The organism is Staphylococcus sp. aM, from assembly GCF_052975125.1.
Genome location: NZ_CP121447.1, coordinates 660,689 through 676,292 on the forward strand (window position 1 = coordinate 660,689; position 15,604 = coordinate 676,292).

Genomic DNA, 15,604 nt, shown 5'->3' on the forward strand with positions numbered 1-15,604 from the left:
TTAAACTTGATAAGGCTTTTCTGAAATTTTACTGATAATTGTAAATGTTCCCTGAATGATTAATGCTAGTAACCAATAGATTATAGAAATCACAACATAGACTTCTAACATACCTAACCCATAATTATTTCCAATAATTAGTTGAACTTGTCCCATCATATCTATAATGCCAATAGTGAAAGCTAATGATGTATCTTTAATTAGTTCAATGATTTGGGTTGTTAAATTGGGAATACTGTTTCTTAATGCTTGCGGTATAATGATGTCTTTCAAGATTCTTGGATAACTTAATCCTACTGAAAGACCAGCTTCAATTTGACGATAATCCACTGATAAATAACCTGCTCGAAATACTTCAGATAAATAGGCTGCGCTGTGTAGACTGAATGCTAAAATAATGAAAAATAATCGATCAAAATGATTGATATTGATATGAAATATTAACAGAAATTGAGGTAATGCAAAATAAACTAAAAATAATTGAAGGAGAAGTGGTGTGCTTCTCATAAATGATTGGTAGATTCTCACACATGTTGATAGATAGGGCACTTGTTTTATACGTATTATAGTAAGGATTAAACCTAGTATAGTTGCTAAAATGAGTGCACATATAATCATGATTAACGTAATTGGCAATTGTTGGACGACTTGATTAAATAAATCTAGCCATTGTGTAGCAGACATTTAACTAATGCACCTCCAATTGATTCTTATGTCGATTAATCTTGTTTAAATCTTCGAATACATTGATGTCAAAGTATTTCTGAGATAATTGTTGAAGTTTGCCTTCTTTTTTTAATTCACGTGTCGCTTGATCGATATCATCATGTAATTGTTGGTTATCTTTATTGTAAACAATATGAAGCGGTTCTTTTTTAACGATGCCACCAATCTTAACGTCTTCGTGAACTTTGTCTTGAACAGCTTTATATGTATTCCAATTTAGAAACATAGCGTCACGACGGCCATTACCAACCATCTTCAAGTTGTCACCGTTAGAAGGTGATTGAATCGTATCTATATCTATCTTTTTATCATGAGTCTGATTATATTGTTTTAAAATTGAAAATAAACCACCACTTGGAGCCATAGGTGTTAACCTTTTTTGAGTTAAGTCACTGAGTTGATGTATATCATTATTCTTCTTATTAACTGCGAGCATAGGTAGTGCGTAACTATACGGCACATCTTGGTATAAAAACTGCTTCTCTCTTTCAGGCGTTTTAAAGAACCAATTAATGCCCATATCAAACTTATTAGAACCAATACCTACTAAATTAGATTCTTCTTCGCCAACCTCATATTTAAAATCATACTGCGGTAATTTCTTCTCTAATAGTTTCATATATTCCATATCTAACCCTATAAAATGATTGTTTTTATCAGTATACAGATAGGGTGGGTTAACTTCAGCTGAAAGTGCGACTTTAATTTCTTTTGGATGTGATTTCGTTGCATGTTGCTCATTATCATTAGAGCATGAATAAAGAAGAGAGACACTTAATACGAGAACGGTTAACATGAGATACATTTTTATACGTTTCACGTTGCATCCTCCTCTGTTTTAATTCTTTGGATAAAACGTTGGATGCGTTCATTACTAGGCTGATGTAAAACATCGTTAGGTGTGCCTTGTTTAATCAATTCCCCATTATCAATAAACAAAATTTGATCGGCAATCGCTTTGGCAAAACTAATTTCATGCGTCACTATAACCATCGTCATACCTTGTTGTGCGATATTTTTGATTAAGTTTAAAATACTTTGAATCGACTCAGGATCTAATGCTGAAGTAGGTTCATCTAATAGTAAGACTTTGGGATTAAGTGCAAGTGCGCGTACGATGCCTACACGTTGGCTTTGACCTCCGGAAAGTTGAATTGGATATTTATCCTTATGTGCTATCAAATTCACCATACGCAAATGTTCTTCAGCGATATGTATAGCTTCTTTTTTATTCTTACCTTGGCCATATATGAGACCTTCAGTTATATTTTCGAGTACTGTTTTATTTTTAAACAGTTGATAATTTTGAAAGACCATTGCTGATTGTTGTCTCAGGTGTGAAATATCTTTTTTATTGTGCTGCTCTGCATTGAACTGATAGTCATCAATAGTGATGTGACCTTTTGACGGAATAGCAAGTGCATTCAATGTACGAAGTAAAGTGGTCTTCCCAGAACCACTAGGGCCTATAATAGCTGTCACTGATCCCCTTTGTTGTGAAAAACTAATATCTTTAAGCACTTGATTTGAATGGTAAAAATGAGATAAATGTTCTACTTTGATCAAGTTGCTAACCTCCCTTTATCATTAAAATTAACTTATCATATTAATTCTTATCGGTAAAGTAGGGATTCTGTGATTTCAGTACTTTTAATTAATAATGTCGAGTGTTAAACTAAGAATAATTAAGCTAAAAGATATACGTTAATGAGGTGAAGAAATGGGACAATCATTATTAGTCCAAACTGAGTTGCAACGAAAATGGATAGACAAATTTAAGGCTGTAGAAGAGCAATTTAAATCATATGCAGAAAACAATGATATCGAATCACGTTTTCCATATGAAAATGTACAATGGCTCATTGATGAAGGATATACATTATTAACCTTACCTAAAGCATATGGCGGTGAGGGTGGAACAATTGAAGATATGGTTATTCTACAAACACATTTAGCTCGTATCGATGGTGCAACAGCCCTTTCTATTGGTTGGCATTTAAGTGTAGTGGGACAACTTTATGAACAACAACTGTGGGAACAAGATTTGTTAGATGAATTTGCTGAAGAAGTGAAGAAGGGTGCACTCGTTAATCGTGCAGTGAGTGAAGCAGAAACTGGTAGCCCAACACGTGGTGGTCGTCCTGCCACAAACGCAGTCAAAGTTGATGACGGATATGTCTTAAATGGTGTTAAAACATTTACGTCAATGAGTAAGGCATTAACGCACTTTGTGGTAGGTGCTTATGTAGAAGAACTAGGACAAGTAGGTTTCTTTTTAGTTCCTAGAGACTTTGAAGGTTTAGAAATAGCTGATAATTGGAACATGATAGGTATGCGAGCAACTGAAAGTCATGATTTAGTTTTAAATGATGTGAAGATACCTGAACAATATTTTGTAGAACATCAACGTAAGCCATCATTGAATGGATGGATATTGCATATTCCAAGTGTATATTTAGGTATTGCTCAAGCTGCAAGAGACTATGCAGTAGATTTTGCAAAAACATATAGTCCTAATAGCATAGATGGCACAATTGCTGAAATTCCGACAGTACAACAAAATCTAGGTAAAATGGAATCACTTTTATTATCTGCAAGACATTTTCTATGGAGTACTGCTCATGGATATCAATTATATGAGAAAGATACGGATATTTGGAATGAGACATCTGCAAGTAAAGTCTTAGTATTAAATCAAGGCTTGGAAGTGGTAGATTTAGCAATGAGAATTGTTGGTGCTAAGAGTCTAGAGATGGAAAGACCACTACAAAGATATTATCGTGACATGCGAGCAGGACTTCATAATCCTCCAATGGAAGATATGGCATATACTAATATTGCTAAAAGTATTACTGGTTTAATGTAAGTTAGATTAAAATTCGTAGCAAAATATCAAATTTATTATTATAAAAACTTATTGTAAAACTACATGCAATCTTGTATAATTTTAATGAAATTGATAATCGTTTTCAATAGGAGGAAAATATGAAAAAATTATTATTACCTTTAATAGCATTAGTGTTGTTATTAGCTGCATGTGGTAACAATTCAGGGAATGGCTCTAAAGAGTCTGATAAAAAGGCAGAAACAAAATCTTACAAAACGGATGATGGGAAAAAAATTGATATTCCTAAAAATCCAAAACGTATTGCTGTTGTTGCACCATCATATGCTGGTGGCGTAAAAAAATTAGGTGGTAACGTTGTAGCAGTAAGTAACCAAGTTGATCAAAGTGATGTTTTAAAAGATAAATTTAAAGGTGTTACTAAAGTTGGTGACGACGATGTTGAGAAAGTTGCTAAAGAAAAACCAGATTTAATTATTGTATTAGATCAAAATAAGAGTATCAAAAAATACAAGAAAATTGCAGCAACTGTGCCATTTAACTATGCAAAACATAATTATTTAGAACAACAAGAAGAACTAGGTAAACTACTAGGTAAAGAAGATGCAGTTAAAAAATGGGAAAAAGAATGGAAAGATCAAACTGCTAAAGATGGTAAAGAAATCAAAGATAAAATTGGTGAAGACAAAACTGTAACTATCTTTGATGAATTTGATAAGAAATTATATACTTATGGCGACCATTGGGGCCGTGGTGGAGAAATTCTATATCAAGCATTTGGTTTGAAAATGCCTAAAGCAGTTGATGATTTAACTAAAAAAGCAGGATTTGCTGAAGTGAAACAAGAAAAAGTTGATAAATATGCTGGCGATTACATTGTTTCAACAAGTGAAGGCAAAGCAACACCAGCTTATGAAAAAACTAATATGTGGAAAAACTTACCAGCAGTTAAAGACGGTAAAGTGATTAAAGTGAAAGCAGAAACATACTGGTATAATGATCCGTATAGCTTAGACTTTATGCGTAAAGATTTAAAGAAAAAATTAATGGATACTAAATAAACGATATCAATAATGAAGAAGTTGAGCCATGGTCAGTCAATGGTTCAACTTCTTTTTGTTCTTTTATGTCATCTTTGTAATTATTCGATATAATGAAATAGCTAATAATTATTAAAATATTTTAAATACAATTAAAGGAGTATTATTTATGAAAAAAGTTTATTTTAATCATGATGGTGGCGTCGATGATTTAGTATCATTATTTTTACTTTTACATATGGAAAATGTAGAACTAGTTGGGGTTAGTACAATAGGAGCAGATTGCTACTTAGAACCATCTTTAAGCGCATCTATCAAAATAATTAATCGATTTTCGAAGCAAAAACTTAATGTTGCACCTTCTTATGAAAGAGGGAAAAACCCATTTCCAAAAGATTGGAGAATGCATGCTTTTTTCATGGATGCATTACCGATTCTAAATGAAAAAGTGGCCAGTGCTGAGTCAAAAGAAAATACACTTGAAGCATACGAAGATATTATAGATAAACTTAAAAAAGCAGACGATAAGCTAATTCTATTATTTACAGGACCACTAACAGATTTAGCCAAAGCTTTAAAAACCGATCCCACAATCGAAAATAAAATTGAAAAACTTGTGTGGATGGGTGGTACATTTTTAGAAAAAGGAAACGTTGAAGAACCTGAACATGATGGTACCGCAGAATGGAATGCTTTCTGGGATCCAGAAGCAGTTAAAATAGTATTTGATAGTAAAATTAAAATAGATATGGTTGCACTAGAAAGTACAAACCAAGTCCCATTAACTTTAGATGTAAGACAACGATGGGCTGATGAACGTCATTTTACGGGTATTGACTTCTTAGGAGTGAGTTATGCAGCGGTGCCTCCATTAACTCATTTTGTTACTAATTCAACTTATTTCTTATGGGATGTACTGACAACAGCTTATGTTGGAAATCCAAAATTAACTAAATCAGTAAAACTAAATGTAGATGTGATTGCTCATGGTCCGAGTCAAGGCAGAACTGTTCAACGTGATAATGGTAGAGAGATTAATATGATCAATTACGTAGAACGTAATAAGTTCTTTAACTATATAGGAGACTTAGCTAAACGAGCGAACTAATGTAAACTATATATTCACTTAGGTTTACATTAATGGTATAATCATCTTCATGTAAGGAGGATGAACATATTGAGTACAAAAGATTTAGTTTACACAGCCTTGATGGCAGCAATTATATGTATATTAGGGTTAGTACCTGGTGTCCCGTTACCAATCATGCCAGTTCCAATTGTATTACAAAATATTGGTATATTCTTAGCAGGTATCATTTTAGGTAGAAAATTAGGTACATTAAGCGTAGTTATCTTTTTATTACTAGCTGCAGTAGGATTACCAGTTTTATCTGGCGGACGTGGCGGTATAGGCGCATTTGCAGGTCCATCTGCAGGATTTTTATTCTTATATCCATTTGTTGCTTTCTTTATCGGATGGGTTAGAGATAAATATTTACATAAAATCAATTTTATTATTTTATTAATTGTAACTTTAGTGGTAGGTGTCCTTGGTTTAGATATTTTAGGAACAATCATTATGGGGTTCATTACAAATATCCCAGTAAAAGAATCTATTAAATTATCGTTAGCATTTATGCCAGGTGACATTATTAAAGCGATCATAGCAAGTTTAGTAGGCGCAACGATTTTGAATCATTCTCGATTCAAACAGTTGATTAAATAAAATGACTATAAGACAATGTTTCATATAAGAATGATAAACGATTCTAATTATCGGCAGGGATGGGATAAGGATGAAACATTTGACGATATCAGACATTTATTTAGAAGGAAATATGCTATCTGAAGATGCACGCAAAACCATTTATTTAACACCGACTGATGCATTGCAATATTCTAATAATACATGGTTATATCATCAGTGTCCGACACAAGTTCAATGGCTAACAGATATTGAAACACAAAAAGAAATGCATGTTACACAAGGATCTGACCATTTATCCTTTTATTTCCCAGAAAATGAATATCTTAATGAAGCATGGTTTGATTTATTTAAAGAATTAGGATTTAAACTGGGAGTCTTAGAATTTTATTTAATAGAAGGACAAGATTTAGCACAATTAAACAAAAGAGACGATGTCACATTAATCAAAGTTAATAGGGAAAATTTGCAAGACTATCTTGATATTTATTATCAATTTTCATTACCCTTTGGTAAAAAATATGCGAAACAAAGCGTTAAGAATGTTAAACAAAATTTTAATATCAATAAAGCAACACCAATGGTTAGTTATTTAAACGGTCAACCTGTTGGTATTGTAGATATCATTGAAAATAAAAACTCGGTTGAAATAGATGGATTTGGTGTCTTAGAGGACTACCAAAGAAATGGTATTGGGCAAACGATGCAAGCATTTGTGGGTGAATTAGCCGGTGAAAGACCAGTGATGTTAGTTGCCGATGGTGAAGATACAGTTAAAGACATGTATTTGAAGCAAGGGTATGTATATCGCAGTTTTAGATATCAAGTTTTAAAAGAAAAAATATAACAATAGCTGCTAAAGATTCGACTTATTCGTTAGAATCTTTAGCAGCTTTAATACGTTCAGGGTGACTATATACATTGAAATTACCATCTCTAATAAAACCTACAGCTGTGATATTTAAATCATGTGCAAGTTGAATCGCAAGTGTAGTAGGAGCTGACTTAGATAATATAACACCTACGCCAATTTTAGCAGCCTTGATTAAAATTTCTGAAGAAATACGACCACTGAATATTAAAACTTTATTCCTAACAGGTATATGGTTTTGAATACAAAAGCCATATAGCTTATCTAGGGCATTATGACGTCCAATGTCTTGTCGATGTTCGAAAAATGTATCACCATCACTAATTGCTGCATTATGCAAACCACCCGTTTGTTTGAATATCGTACTCGCACTTTGTAAACGAGTCATCATATTCAATACTTGTTGAGGTGTGATTGTTATTTTCGATAGTGATGTCTTAGCAGTAGCGGCATCATTTTGGAAATAAAATTCACGACTTTTACCACAACATGAGGCAATCATGCGTTTAGTGGAATATTCGAAGCGATCATTTAATGACTTTGTTAATTCGACATGAGCAAAGCCTTTACTATCATCAATTTGAATGGATTTTAATTCATCTTTTTTTAATAAGGCACCTTCAGAAGCTAAAAAACCCAATACTAATTCTTCCATATTAGTGGGACTACAAATAACAGTGGCAAATTCTTCGCCATTTACCATTATTGTTAGCGGGAATTCAGTCACATATGTGTCAACACTTTCCTTAAGTTGTCCATTTTCATATCGTACAATATTTTGATTAGATGATATATCTCTATTCATATCTTTACTCCCTTTATCTCTATAATTAATATATTAAAGGGTTAATGATATATTTTAAATCATTATGTACTATATAATTAAGAAAAAGGTTGAAATTAAAAATTGCTATCAAATGTTTACACGAAAATGTCATAATAAATGATATACATCTTGAAGTATAATAGAGAATAAGGAGGTTTTATAATGAAAATTAAAAGTATTTTTGTAGTAATGTTAATGAGTTTACTAGTGTTAGGAGGATGTTCGAATTCATCTTCTGACAATGGTAAAAAAAGTGACAAGGCTGATAATGGTAAGAAACAAGAATTACAAATTTCAGCAGCAGCAAGTTTAACAGATGTTAGTAAAGAATTGAAAAAAGAATTTGAAAAAGAACATAAAGAGGCTAAAGTTGACTTTAACTATGGAGGTTCAGGTGCTTTAAGACAACAAGTTGAATCAGGTGCACCAGTTGACGTTATCATGTCAGCTAATACAAAAGATGTTGATATCTTAAAAAATAAAAAGAAAGCGCATGATACATATAATTATGCTAAAAATAACTTAGTACTTATCGGTGAAAAGGACAAAGATTATCATTCTGTTAAAGATTTAAAAGGAAATGATAAATTGGCTTTAGGCCAAATTGAGACAGTTCCAGCAGGTAAGTATGGCAAACAATATTTAGAAGAGAATGATTTATGGAATACTGTTAAAGATAAAGTCATTTATGCAAAAGATGTTAAACAAGTATTAAATTATGTGCAAAAGGGTAACGCACAACAAGGATTTGTTTATAAAACAGATTTATATAAAAATAAGAAAAAAATCGACAATGTAAAAGAAATTAAACAAGTGAAGTTATCAAAACCAATCACTTATAAAGCTGGGGCTACTTCAGATAAAAAATTAGCTAAAAAATGGATGGAATTCTTAAAAACAGATAAAGCTAAACAAATTATCAAAGACTATCAGTTCTCAGCATAGGAGTTGTCTTTCATGCCTGACTTAACTTCATTCTGGATATCTATCCGCGTGGCAACAATGAGTACCATCATTGTCATGATTTTAGGTATTCTTGTATCTAAATGGCTATACCATCGTAAAAAGCGTTGGGTAAAAATAGTGGAGAGTTTCATCTTATTACCTATCGTCTTACCGCCAACAGTGATGGGGTTTATATTACTTATTATTTTTTCACCGCGGGGAATCATAGGTCTATTCTTCAATAATATATTACATCTGCCAGTAGTGTTTACACTTACAGGTGCAGTTATTGCCTCAGTAATAGTAAGTTTTCCGCTTATGTATCAACATACGATTCAAGGATTTAATAGTATAGATAAACGTATGTTAGATACAGCACGCACAATGGGTGCAAGTGAAAGTAAAATATTTTATCGTATTGTACTTCCATTATCGAAACGTTATATATTATCTGGCATAGTGATGAGTTTTGCGAGAGCAATTGGAGAATTTGGTGCGACATTAATGGTAGCTGGTTACATTCCAAATAAAACCAATACTTTACCATTGGAAATTTATTTCTTAGTAGTTGAAGGTAAAGAAAATCAAGCTTGGCTATGGGTTCTAGTGCTTGTAGCATTCTCAATAGTCGTCATTATGACGATCAATTTAATGAATTATGATAAGTTCAGGGAGCGTGATTAAATGTTGAAAATTGATATATCACATAAAATTAATCAACGTAATATCGAGATTCATATAAACGATGACGCCCCTAAAATTTATGCTATACAAGGTCCATCCGGCATAGGGAAGACGACTATATTAAATATGATTGCGGGTTTGAAGAAAGCAGATCAAGCTGAAATTGAAGTAAATCAACGGATACTTACTAGTTCATCTAGACGAATACAACTCAAAATTCAACAAAGACGAATTGGGTATTTATTTCAAGACTATCAGCTATTTCCACATCTTACTGTGCAACAAAATATTACATTTATGACGCAATCTTCGAAACATATCAATGATGTTATGAATACACTTAATATTTCACATTTAGTTGATCAATATCCTATCACATTATCCGGAGGAGAAGCGCAACGTGTAGCATTAGCTCGAGCATTAAGTATTAAACCCGACTTATTACTTTTAGACGAGCCATTTTCTAGTTTAGATGACCATACTAAGTATGAGAGTATGAACCTAGTTCATAAAATTTATAACTTATGGAAAATACCAATTATCTTTGTTACACATTCTAATGAAGAGGCACATACGCTTGCTCATGAATTAATAATGATTTCTTAAAAATAGCGTAAATAATTATGGCGAAACTATATTAAGATGATATTCATCATATAGTTTCGCTTGTTTTATGTAGACTTTTTGTCACTTTGTCCAACAAGTTTTATAATAGAAGCAATACTATTTAAGGGAGATTCAAAGATGGATCAAGAGAGATATTCAAGGCAAATCTTATTTAAACATATTAAAGAAGAAGGACAACATCTTATTGGTCAAAAACATGTCATGATTGTAGGGATGGGAGCATTGGGAACTCATGTAGCTGAAGGTTTGATTCGAGCGGGTATTCAACAATTGACAATTGTTGATCGTGATTATATTGAGCTTAGTAATATACAGAGACAAACCTTATTCACTGAACAAGACGCAAAAGATATGTTACCGAAAGTCATAGCAGCTAAGAATCATTTAGAAGCGATTCGTCATGATATTGATATTAATGCTTATGTATCACATGTTGATGCATACTTTTTAGACATCTACACAACTAACATTGATTTAATTATTGATGCAACTGATAACTTTGAAACGCGTCAACTCATTAATGATATTGCATATCAAAAGTGCATACCATGGATTTACGGGGGTGTTGTTCAAAGTACATATGCTCAAACAACTTTCATACCTGGTAAGACGCCTTGCTTCAATTGTCTAGTCCCACAATTGCCTTCAATTAATTTGACTTGCGATACAGTAGGGGTGATACAACCCGCTGTAACGATGACAACTAGTTTTCAACTTGCTGATGCTTTAAAAGTGCTAACCAATCAGTCTACAGATATTAAATTGAAATATGGTGACATTTGGGAAGGTTACCATCATGCCATTGGTTTTAAAAATATGCATAACGACACATGTCCTACTTGTGGAAAAACACCCAATTATCCGTTCTTAAAGCGCAACCAACGACAATATACAACGTTATGTGGAAGAGATACTGTACAATACAATAACTCGACAATTTCCCAGGAAATGTTAGAAGCATTTTTAAAGACACACCATATTCAATATAAACAGAATCCATATATGATTGTTTTTACATTCAATGGATATCGTATCGTTGCGTTTAATGGTGGAAGATTGCTTATTCACGGTATGAATAATCCTAATGAAGCAACAAAATTAATTAATCAATTATTTGGATAATGATTGTTAGGAGGACTTAAATGATGCACACAAATGTGAAATTAGATAGAAATATAGAAGTTGCAGTACTTACAGTTTCAGATACTAGAAATTACGAAACAGATAAGGGCGGTCAACTTATACAAACGCTATTAAAAGATGAAAATATAAATATCAAAAGGGAAAATTATCAAATTGTAAAAGATGATCAAGAGGCTATACACAGCCAATTACAAACTTGGTTACAACAAAAAAATATTGATGTCATTATCACAACTGGTGGTACAGGAATTGCACAAAGAGATGTAACCATTGAGGTTGTGCGACCTTTATTAGACAAAGAAATTGAGGGGTTTGGTGAACTATTCAGATACTTAAGTTATACAGAAGATGTAGGTACGAGGTCATTATTATCAAGAGCAGTAGCTGGAACACATGACGAAGCATTAATATTTGCATTACCTGGATCTACAGGCGCCATTAAGTTAGCTATTAACAAGCTCATTAAACCTGAACTTAATCATTTGATACATGAACTAACGAAATGAAGATAAGGAGGCAGGGACGTCAGATTCTTAGTATAAATCATATGTTGATCGTAGTTGATGTTTGATTATTTATGTCCTTCTGCCTCTTAACTATCGAATTAAAACTAATTGGATCGATGATAATCTCCTGATTTTCCACCGGATTTAGATGTTAAATAGGTTTGACCTATTATCATACCTTTATCTACTGCTTTAGTCATATCATATATGGTTAAAGCAGTTACAGAGGCAGCCGTTAAGGCTTCCATTTCTACACCAGTTTTACCTGTTGTGGATACTGTAGCTTGAATGTTCAGTTCGAAATGATTTGAATGTGTTGTATTCCAGTCAAATGAAACATCTATACCTGTTAATGGAAGCGGATGGCACATTGGAATAATCGTTGATGTATTTTTAGCAGCCATAATTCCAGCAATTTGTGCTGTATTTAATACATTACCTTTAGCGTTAGTATTTTGAACAATTTGTTTATAAATTGTTTCATTCACTATAATACTTGAGTGTGCAATAGCAGTTCGTTTAGTAACTTCCTTATTAGAAACATCGACCATTTTAGCGTTACCTTGTTGGTTAATGTGTGTGAATTCTGACATGTTAATCCTCCTTTTCGACACAAGTATATCATGAAAAATTATTTATGGAGATGATCAAATGCCATTTGAAAAAAGAAGTCCAATTCCTGTTAAAGAAGCTATTCAACGAATTGTAAATCAAAATATTCGTTCAAATAAAATAACTGTGTCATTAGAAGAAAGTATTGGTTATGTATTGGCGAATGACATTGTAGCTACTTATGATATTCCAAGATTTGATAAGTCACCTTACGATGGTTTTGCAATTAGAAGTAAAGATACTGTAGGTGCTCGTGGTGACCATCGAATCAAATTTAAAGTGATAGATCATATTGGGGCTGGTTCAGTGTCACATAAAGAAGTTGGGCAATACGAAGCGGTACGTATTATGACAGGTGCCCAATTACCAAAAGGCGCAGATGCAGTGGTGATGTTTGAGCAAACAGTTGAGGAAGAAGATACATTTTCTATTAGAAAATCTTTCGAACACCACGAGAATGTGTCATTAAAAGGTGAAGAAACACAAACTGGAGACATTGTATTAACAGTTGGTCAACGTATTAATCCAGGTGCTATTGCAGTTTTGGCAACCTATGGTTATACAGAAGTTGAAGTTTATGAAAAACCTAGTATCGCAGTTATAGCTACTGGCAGTGAACTGTTAGATGTAAGTGATGAACTTCAACCAGGTAAAATTAGAAATTCAAATGGACCAATGATTAAAGCACTAGCTGAACAACTTGGCATCCACGTAGGATCCTATCAGATACAACAAGACGATTTACAAAGTAGTATTGAAGTTGTTAAACATGCAATGGAGCAACATGACATGGTCATTACGACAGGTGGTGTATCTGTTGGAGATTTTGATTATTTACCTGAAATTTATCGAGCTTTAGATGCCAATGTATTATTTAATAAAGTCGCTATGCGTCCAGGTAGTGTAACAACCGTAGCCGTAGCTAATCAAAAATATTTGTTTGGTTTATCTGGTAATCCGTCTGCATGTTTTACTGGCTTTGAATTATTTGTGAAACCAGCGATGAATCATATGATGAATGCCAAAGCGGTGTATCCTCAAATTGTAAAAGCAACGCTTATGGAAGATTTTACTAAAGCAAATCCATTTACAAGATTTATACGAGCTACTGCAACATTAACTCCTGCAGGTGCAACTGTTGTACCTTCCGGGTTTAATAAATCGGGTGCGGTCGTAGCTATTGCACATGCCAATGCCATGATTATGTTGCCAGGAGGTACGCGTGGATTTAAACAAGGACATACTGTTGATGTTATACTCACTGAGTCAGCGGCTTACGAAGAGGAATTAAATATATGATCTTACAAATTATTGGATATAAAAATGTTGGGAAAACAACATTGATGACACATGCAATATCATTTTTAAAAGAGCAAAATTTTAAAGTTGCAAGTATCAAACATCATGGTCATCAAGGTGAAGACATACAATTACAACATCAGCCTGTAGACCATATGAAACACTTTCAATCAGGTGCCGATCAAAGTATTGTACAAGGTCATGCCTATCGTCAAACAGTCACTAGAACGACTGAACAAAGCCTTTCTAATATTATTAAGGAATCTGTTACAATTGATTGTGATGTTGTACTAGTTGAAGGATTCAAACATGAAAATTATGACAAGATTATTGTTTACGATAATGAAAAACAATTACATGAGTTAAATCATTTAAACAATATATGTTATAGGATAAAATTAAATGAACCAAATGCATATCAAAAATTTGATGAATGGTTAATAAATAAAGTAACACATAAGGATTGAGCAAAATGAAGCAATTTGAAATCGTAACTACACCGATTCAAACTGAACCCTATCGTGAATTCACATTAAATGAACATCAAGGTGCAATGGTCATGTTTACTGGTCATGTACGTGAATGGACGAAAGGCGTTAAAACAGAGTATTTAGAATATGAAGCATATATTCCAATGGCAGAGAAGAAAATGGCTCAAATTGGCCAAGAAATAGAAGAAAAGTGGCCAGGAACCGTCACAACTATTGTTCACAGAATAGGTCCATTACAAATTTCAGACATAGCTGTTTTAATTGTCGTATCTTCTCCACATCGTAAATATGCGTATCAGGCAAATGAATATGCCATAGAGCGAATTAAAGAAATTGTTCCAATTTGGAAAAAAGAAATTTGGGAAGATGGATCGGAGTGGCAAGGGCACCAAAAAGGTAGCTACGAGGAAAGTCAAAGGGGGAAGTGAAATGAAAGTACTCTACTTTGCAGAACTTAAAGATATGATTAATCAACAGTCAGAATCAATTGATTTGTCAGAGAAAGTAACTGTTGAAGTTTTTAAAGACTTATTATTACAACGACATCCTGAATTAACACATAAGCAATTTCAAATTGCGGTAAATGAAGAATTTGTAAAAGACAAAGATATGATAGGATCTGGTGATACTGTGGCACTCATACCACCAGTCAGCGGAGGATAAAATAAATGAAAGCAATTATACTCGCTGGAGGAGAATCCAGACGTTTTGGACGTCCTAAAGCATTTGCCGAAGTTGAAGGTCAAATGTTTTATCAGCGTATTATCAAAGTATTAGAATCAACAAATATGTTTAATGACATTTTGATTAGTACAAATAATCAATTAAAAAATCAATTTGACCATACGAACGTGGTCGTGGATACCGAGGAGCATAAAGGGAAAGGCCCATTAGCAGGTATATTTACAGCTATGCAACAGTATCCAGATGAAGAATTATTTTTTGTAGTGTCAGTTGATACACCTATGATCAGTGAAAGAGCTATTAATCAACTCTATCAATTTATGGTGTCACACTTAATAGATGATCAAATAGATATCGCAACGGTAAAAGCATCAGGGCGTTATATTCCAACTATAGGTTTTTATAGTCCTAAGACGAAAGCCGTTATAGAAGATATTCTAGAGTCCGATGATTATAGTTTTAAACAATTATATAATCAAATGAATATAGATTGGATTAAAGTAGAAGACATCAAAGCACCGTCATATTGGTATTATAATATCAATTCACAACAAGACTTGGACACTTTAAAACAACAGTTAAGTTAATAAGGAGGGTCCA

General features: G+C 33.1%; 20 protein-coding genes. 15 read left to right on the forward strand and 5 right to left on the reverse strand.

Translation table 11 applies throughout. The annotated features are described in order from the left end of the window. Genes P7F85_RS03045 through P7F85_RS03055 form a run of 3 tightly spaced genes read right to left on the reverse strand, consistent with a single transcriptional unit; the run spans window position 1 to window position 2,292 of the window. Window positions 1-684 carry an amino acid ABC transporter permease gene (locus tag P7F85_RS03045; protein WP_002465431.1) on the reverse strand — a complete coding sequence of 228 codons (684 nt, stop codon included), beginning with the start codon at window positions 682-684 and terminating at the stop codon, window positions 1-3. Between the two features lie 4 nt (window positions 685-688). Then, window positions 689-1,546: an amino acid ABC transporter substrate-binding protein gene (locus P7F85_RS03050; RefSeq protein ID WP_002465422.1), complete on the reverse strand. Its 858-nt coding sequence runs from the start codon at window positions 1,544-1,546 to the stop codon at window positions 689-691. After that, window positions 1,543-2,292 (reverse strand): amino acid ABC transporter ATP-binding protein, encoded by a 750-nt coding sequence (locus tag P7F85_RS03055; RefSeq protein ID WP_002465424.1) that lies wholly within the window; start codon window positions 2,290-2,292, stop codon window positions 1,543-1,545. The genes P7F85_RS03050 and P7F85_RS03055 overlap by 4 nt, the downstream gene beginning before the upstream one ends. Window positions 2,293-2,446: 154 nt before the next feature. On the opposite strand from P7F85_RS03055, the gene P7F85_RS03060 reads away from it, so the two are divergent. The 5 genes from P7F85_RS03060 to P7F85_RS03080 all read left to right on the forward strand — a co-directional run bounded on the left by P7F85_RS03060 (window position 2,447) and on the right by P7F85_RS03080 (window position 7,163). After that, entirely contained in the window at window positions 2,447-3,592 is a 1,146-nt protein-coding gene (locus P7F85_RS03060) for an acyl-CoA dehydrogenase family protein (protein ID WP_002465444.1), read from the forward strand. 119 nt (window positions 3,593-3,711) lie between these two features. Further along, on the forward strand, window positions 3,712-4,632 hold the full coding sequence (locus tag P7F85_RS03065; protein ID WP_015364782.1) for an ABC transporter substrate-binding protein: 921 nt from the start codon (window positions 3,712-3,714) through the stop codon (window positions 4,630-4,632). A 148-nt stretch (window positions 4,633-4,780) separates the two neighbouring features. Further along, window positions 4,781-5,719, forward strand: coding sequence for a nucleoside hydrolase (locus P7F85_RS03070; RefSeq protein WP_019236039.1), 939 nt, complete (start codon window positions 4,781-4,783; stop codon window positions 5,717-5,719). Window positions 5,720-5,788: 69 nt separating this feature from the next. Beyond that, window positions 5,789-6,337: a biotin transporter BioY gene (locus P7F85_RS03075; protein WP_002465426.1), complete on the forward strand. Its 549-nt coding sequence runs from the start codon at window positions 5,789-5,791 to the stop codon at window positions 6,335-6,337. A gap of 70 nt (window positions 6,338-6,407) precedes the next feature. Beyond that, window positions 6,408-7,163, forward strand: a complete 756-nt coding sequence (locus P7F85_RS03080) for a GNAT family N-acetyltransferase (protein ID WP_002465443.1) — start codon at window positions 6,408-6,410, stop codon at window positions 7,161-7,163. 22 nt (window positions 7,164-7,185) lie between these two features. On the opposite strand, the gene fdhD is transcribed toward P7F85_RS03080, so the two are convergent. After that, complete coding sequence (fdhD, locus tag P7F85_RS03085; RefSeq protein WP_002465427.1) at window positions 7,186-7,992, reverse strand: formate dehydrogenase accessory sulfurtransferase FdhD; 807 nt, start codon at window positions 7,990-7,992, stop codon at window positions 7,186-7,188. Window positions 7,993-8,175: 183 nt separating this feature from the next. Between fdhD and modA the strand changes: the two genes are divergently transcribed. The 5 genes from modA (at window position 8,176) to P7F85_RS03110 (ending at window position 11,918) form a co-directional block, all read left to right on the forward strand. Further along, window positions 8,176-8,958 carry a molybdate ABC transporter substrate-binding protein gene (gene modA / locus P7F85_RS03090; RefSeq protein ID WP_015364784.1) on the forward strand — a complete coding sequence of 261 codons (783 nt, stop codon included), beginning with the start codon at window positions 8,176-8,178 and terminating at the stop codon, window positions 8,956-8,958. 12 nt (window positions 8,959-8,970) lie between these two features. Further along, window positions 8,971-9,642: a molybdate ABC transporter permease subunit gene (gene modB, locus P7F85_RS03095; RefSeq protein WP_002465433.1), complete on the forward strand. Its 672-nt coding sequence runs from the start codon at window positions 8,971-8,973 to the stop codon at window positions 9,640-9,642. Further along, the gene (locus P7F85_RS03100; protein WP_002465436.1) at window positions 9,643-10,248 is read left to right on the forward strand and encodes an ATP-binding cassette domain-containing protein; all 606 of its coding nucleotides are present in this window, start codon (window positions 9,643-9,645) and stop codon (window positions 10,246-10,248) included. It begins immediately after the preceding gene. A gap of 138 nt (window positions 10,249-10,386) precedes the next feature. Continuing rightward, on the forward strand, window positions 10,387-11,391 hold the full coding sequence (locus P7F85_RS03105) for a ThiF family adenylyltransferase (RefSeq protein ID WP_002465417.1): 1,005 nt from the start codon (window positions 10,387-10,389) through the stop codon (window positions 11,389-11,391). 23 nt (window positions 11,392-11,414) lie between these two features. After that, entirely contained in the window at window positions 11,415-11,918 is a 504-nt protein-coding gene (locus P7F85_RS03110) for a MogA/MoaB family molybdenum cofactor biosynthesis protein (protein ID WP_002465432.1), read from the forward strand. A gap of 104 nt (window positions 11,919-12,022) precedes the next feature. On the opposite strand, the gene moaC is transcribed toward P7F85_RS03110, so the two are convergent. Beyond that, on the reverse strand, window positions 12,023-12,511 hold the full coding sequence (gene moaC, locus P7F85_RS03115) for a cyclic pyranopterin monophosphate synthase MoaC (RefSeq protein WP_002465428.1): 489 nt from the start codon (window positions 12,509-12,511) through the stop codon (window positions 12,023-12,025). 58 nt (window positions 12,512-12,569) lie between these two features. On the opposite strand from moaC, the gene P7F85_RS03120 reads away from it, so the two are divergent. The 5 genes from P7F85_RS03120 to mobA are packed head-to-tail and all read left to right on the forward strand — an operon-like array spanning window position 12,570 to window position 15,591. Next, entirely contained in the window at window positions 12,570-13,829 is a 1,260-nt protein-coding gene (locus P7F85_RS03120) for a molybdopterin molybdotransferase MoeA (RefSeq protein ID WP_002465447.1), read from the forward strand. Beyond that, the gene (gene mobB, locus P7F85_RS03125) at window positions 13,826-14,296 is read left to right on the forward strand and encodes a molybdopterin-guanine dinucleotide biosynthesis protein B (protein ID WP_002465445.1); all 471 of its coding nucleotides are present in this window, start codon (window positions 13,826-13,828) and stop codon (window positions 14,294-14,296) included. Before P7F85_RS03120 ends, mobB begins: the two co-directional genes overlap by 4 nt. Before the next feature lie 5 nt (window positions 14,297-14,301). Continuing rightward, entirely contained in the window at window positions 14,302-14,748 is a 447-nt protein-coding gene (locus P7F85_RS03130) for a molybdenum cofactor biosynthesis protein MoaE (RefSeq protein ID WP_002465448.1), read from the forward strand. Window position 14,749: 1 nt separating this feature from the next. After that, window positions 14,750-14,983 (forward strand): molybdopterin converting factor subunit 1, encoded by a 234-nt coding sequence (gene moaD, locus P7F85_RS03135; RefSeq protein WP_002465423.1) that lies wholly within the window; start codon window positions 14,750-14,752, stop codon window positions 14,981-14,983. Between the two features lie 5 nt (window positions 14,984-14,988). Further along, complete coding sequence (mobA, locus tag P7F85_RS03140; protein ID WP_002465414.1) at window positions 14,989-15,591, forward strand: molybdenum cofactor guanylyltransferase MobA; 603 nt, start codon at window positions 14,989-14,991, stop codon at window positions 15,589-15,591. The last annotated feature ends 13 nt before the right edge of the window (window positions 15,592-15,604 follow it).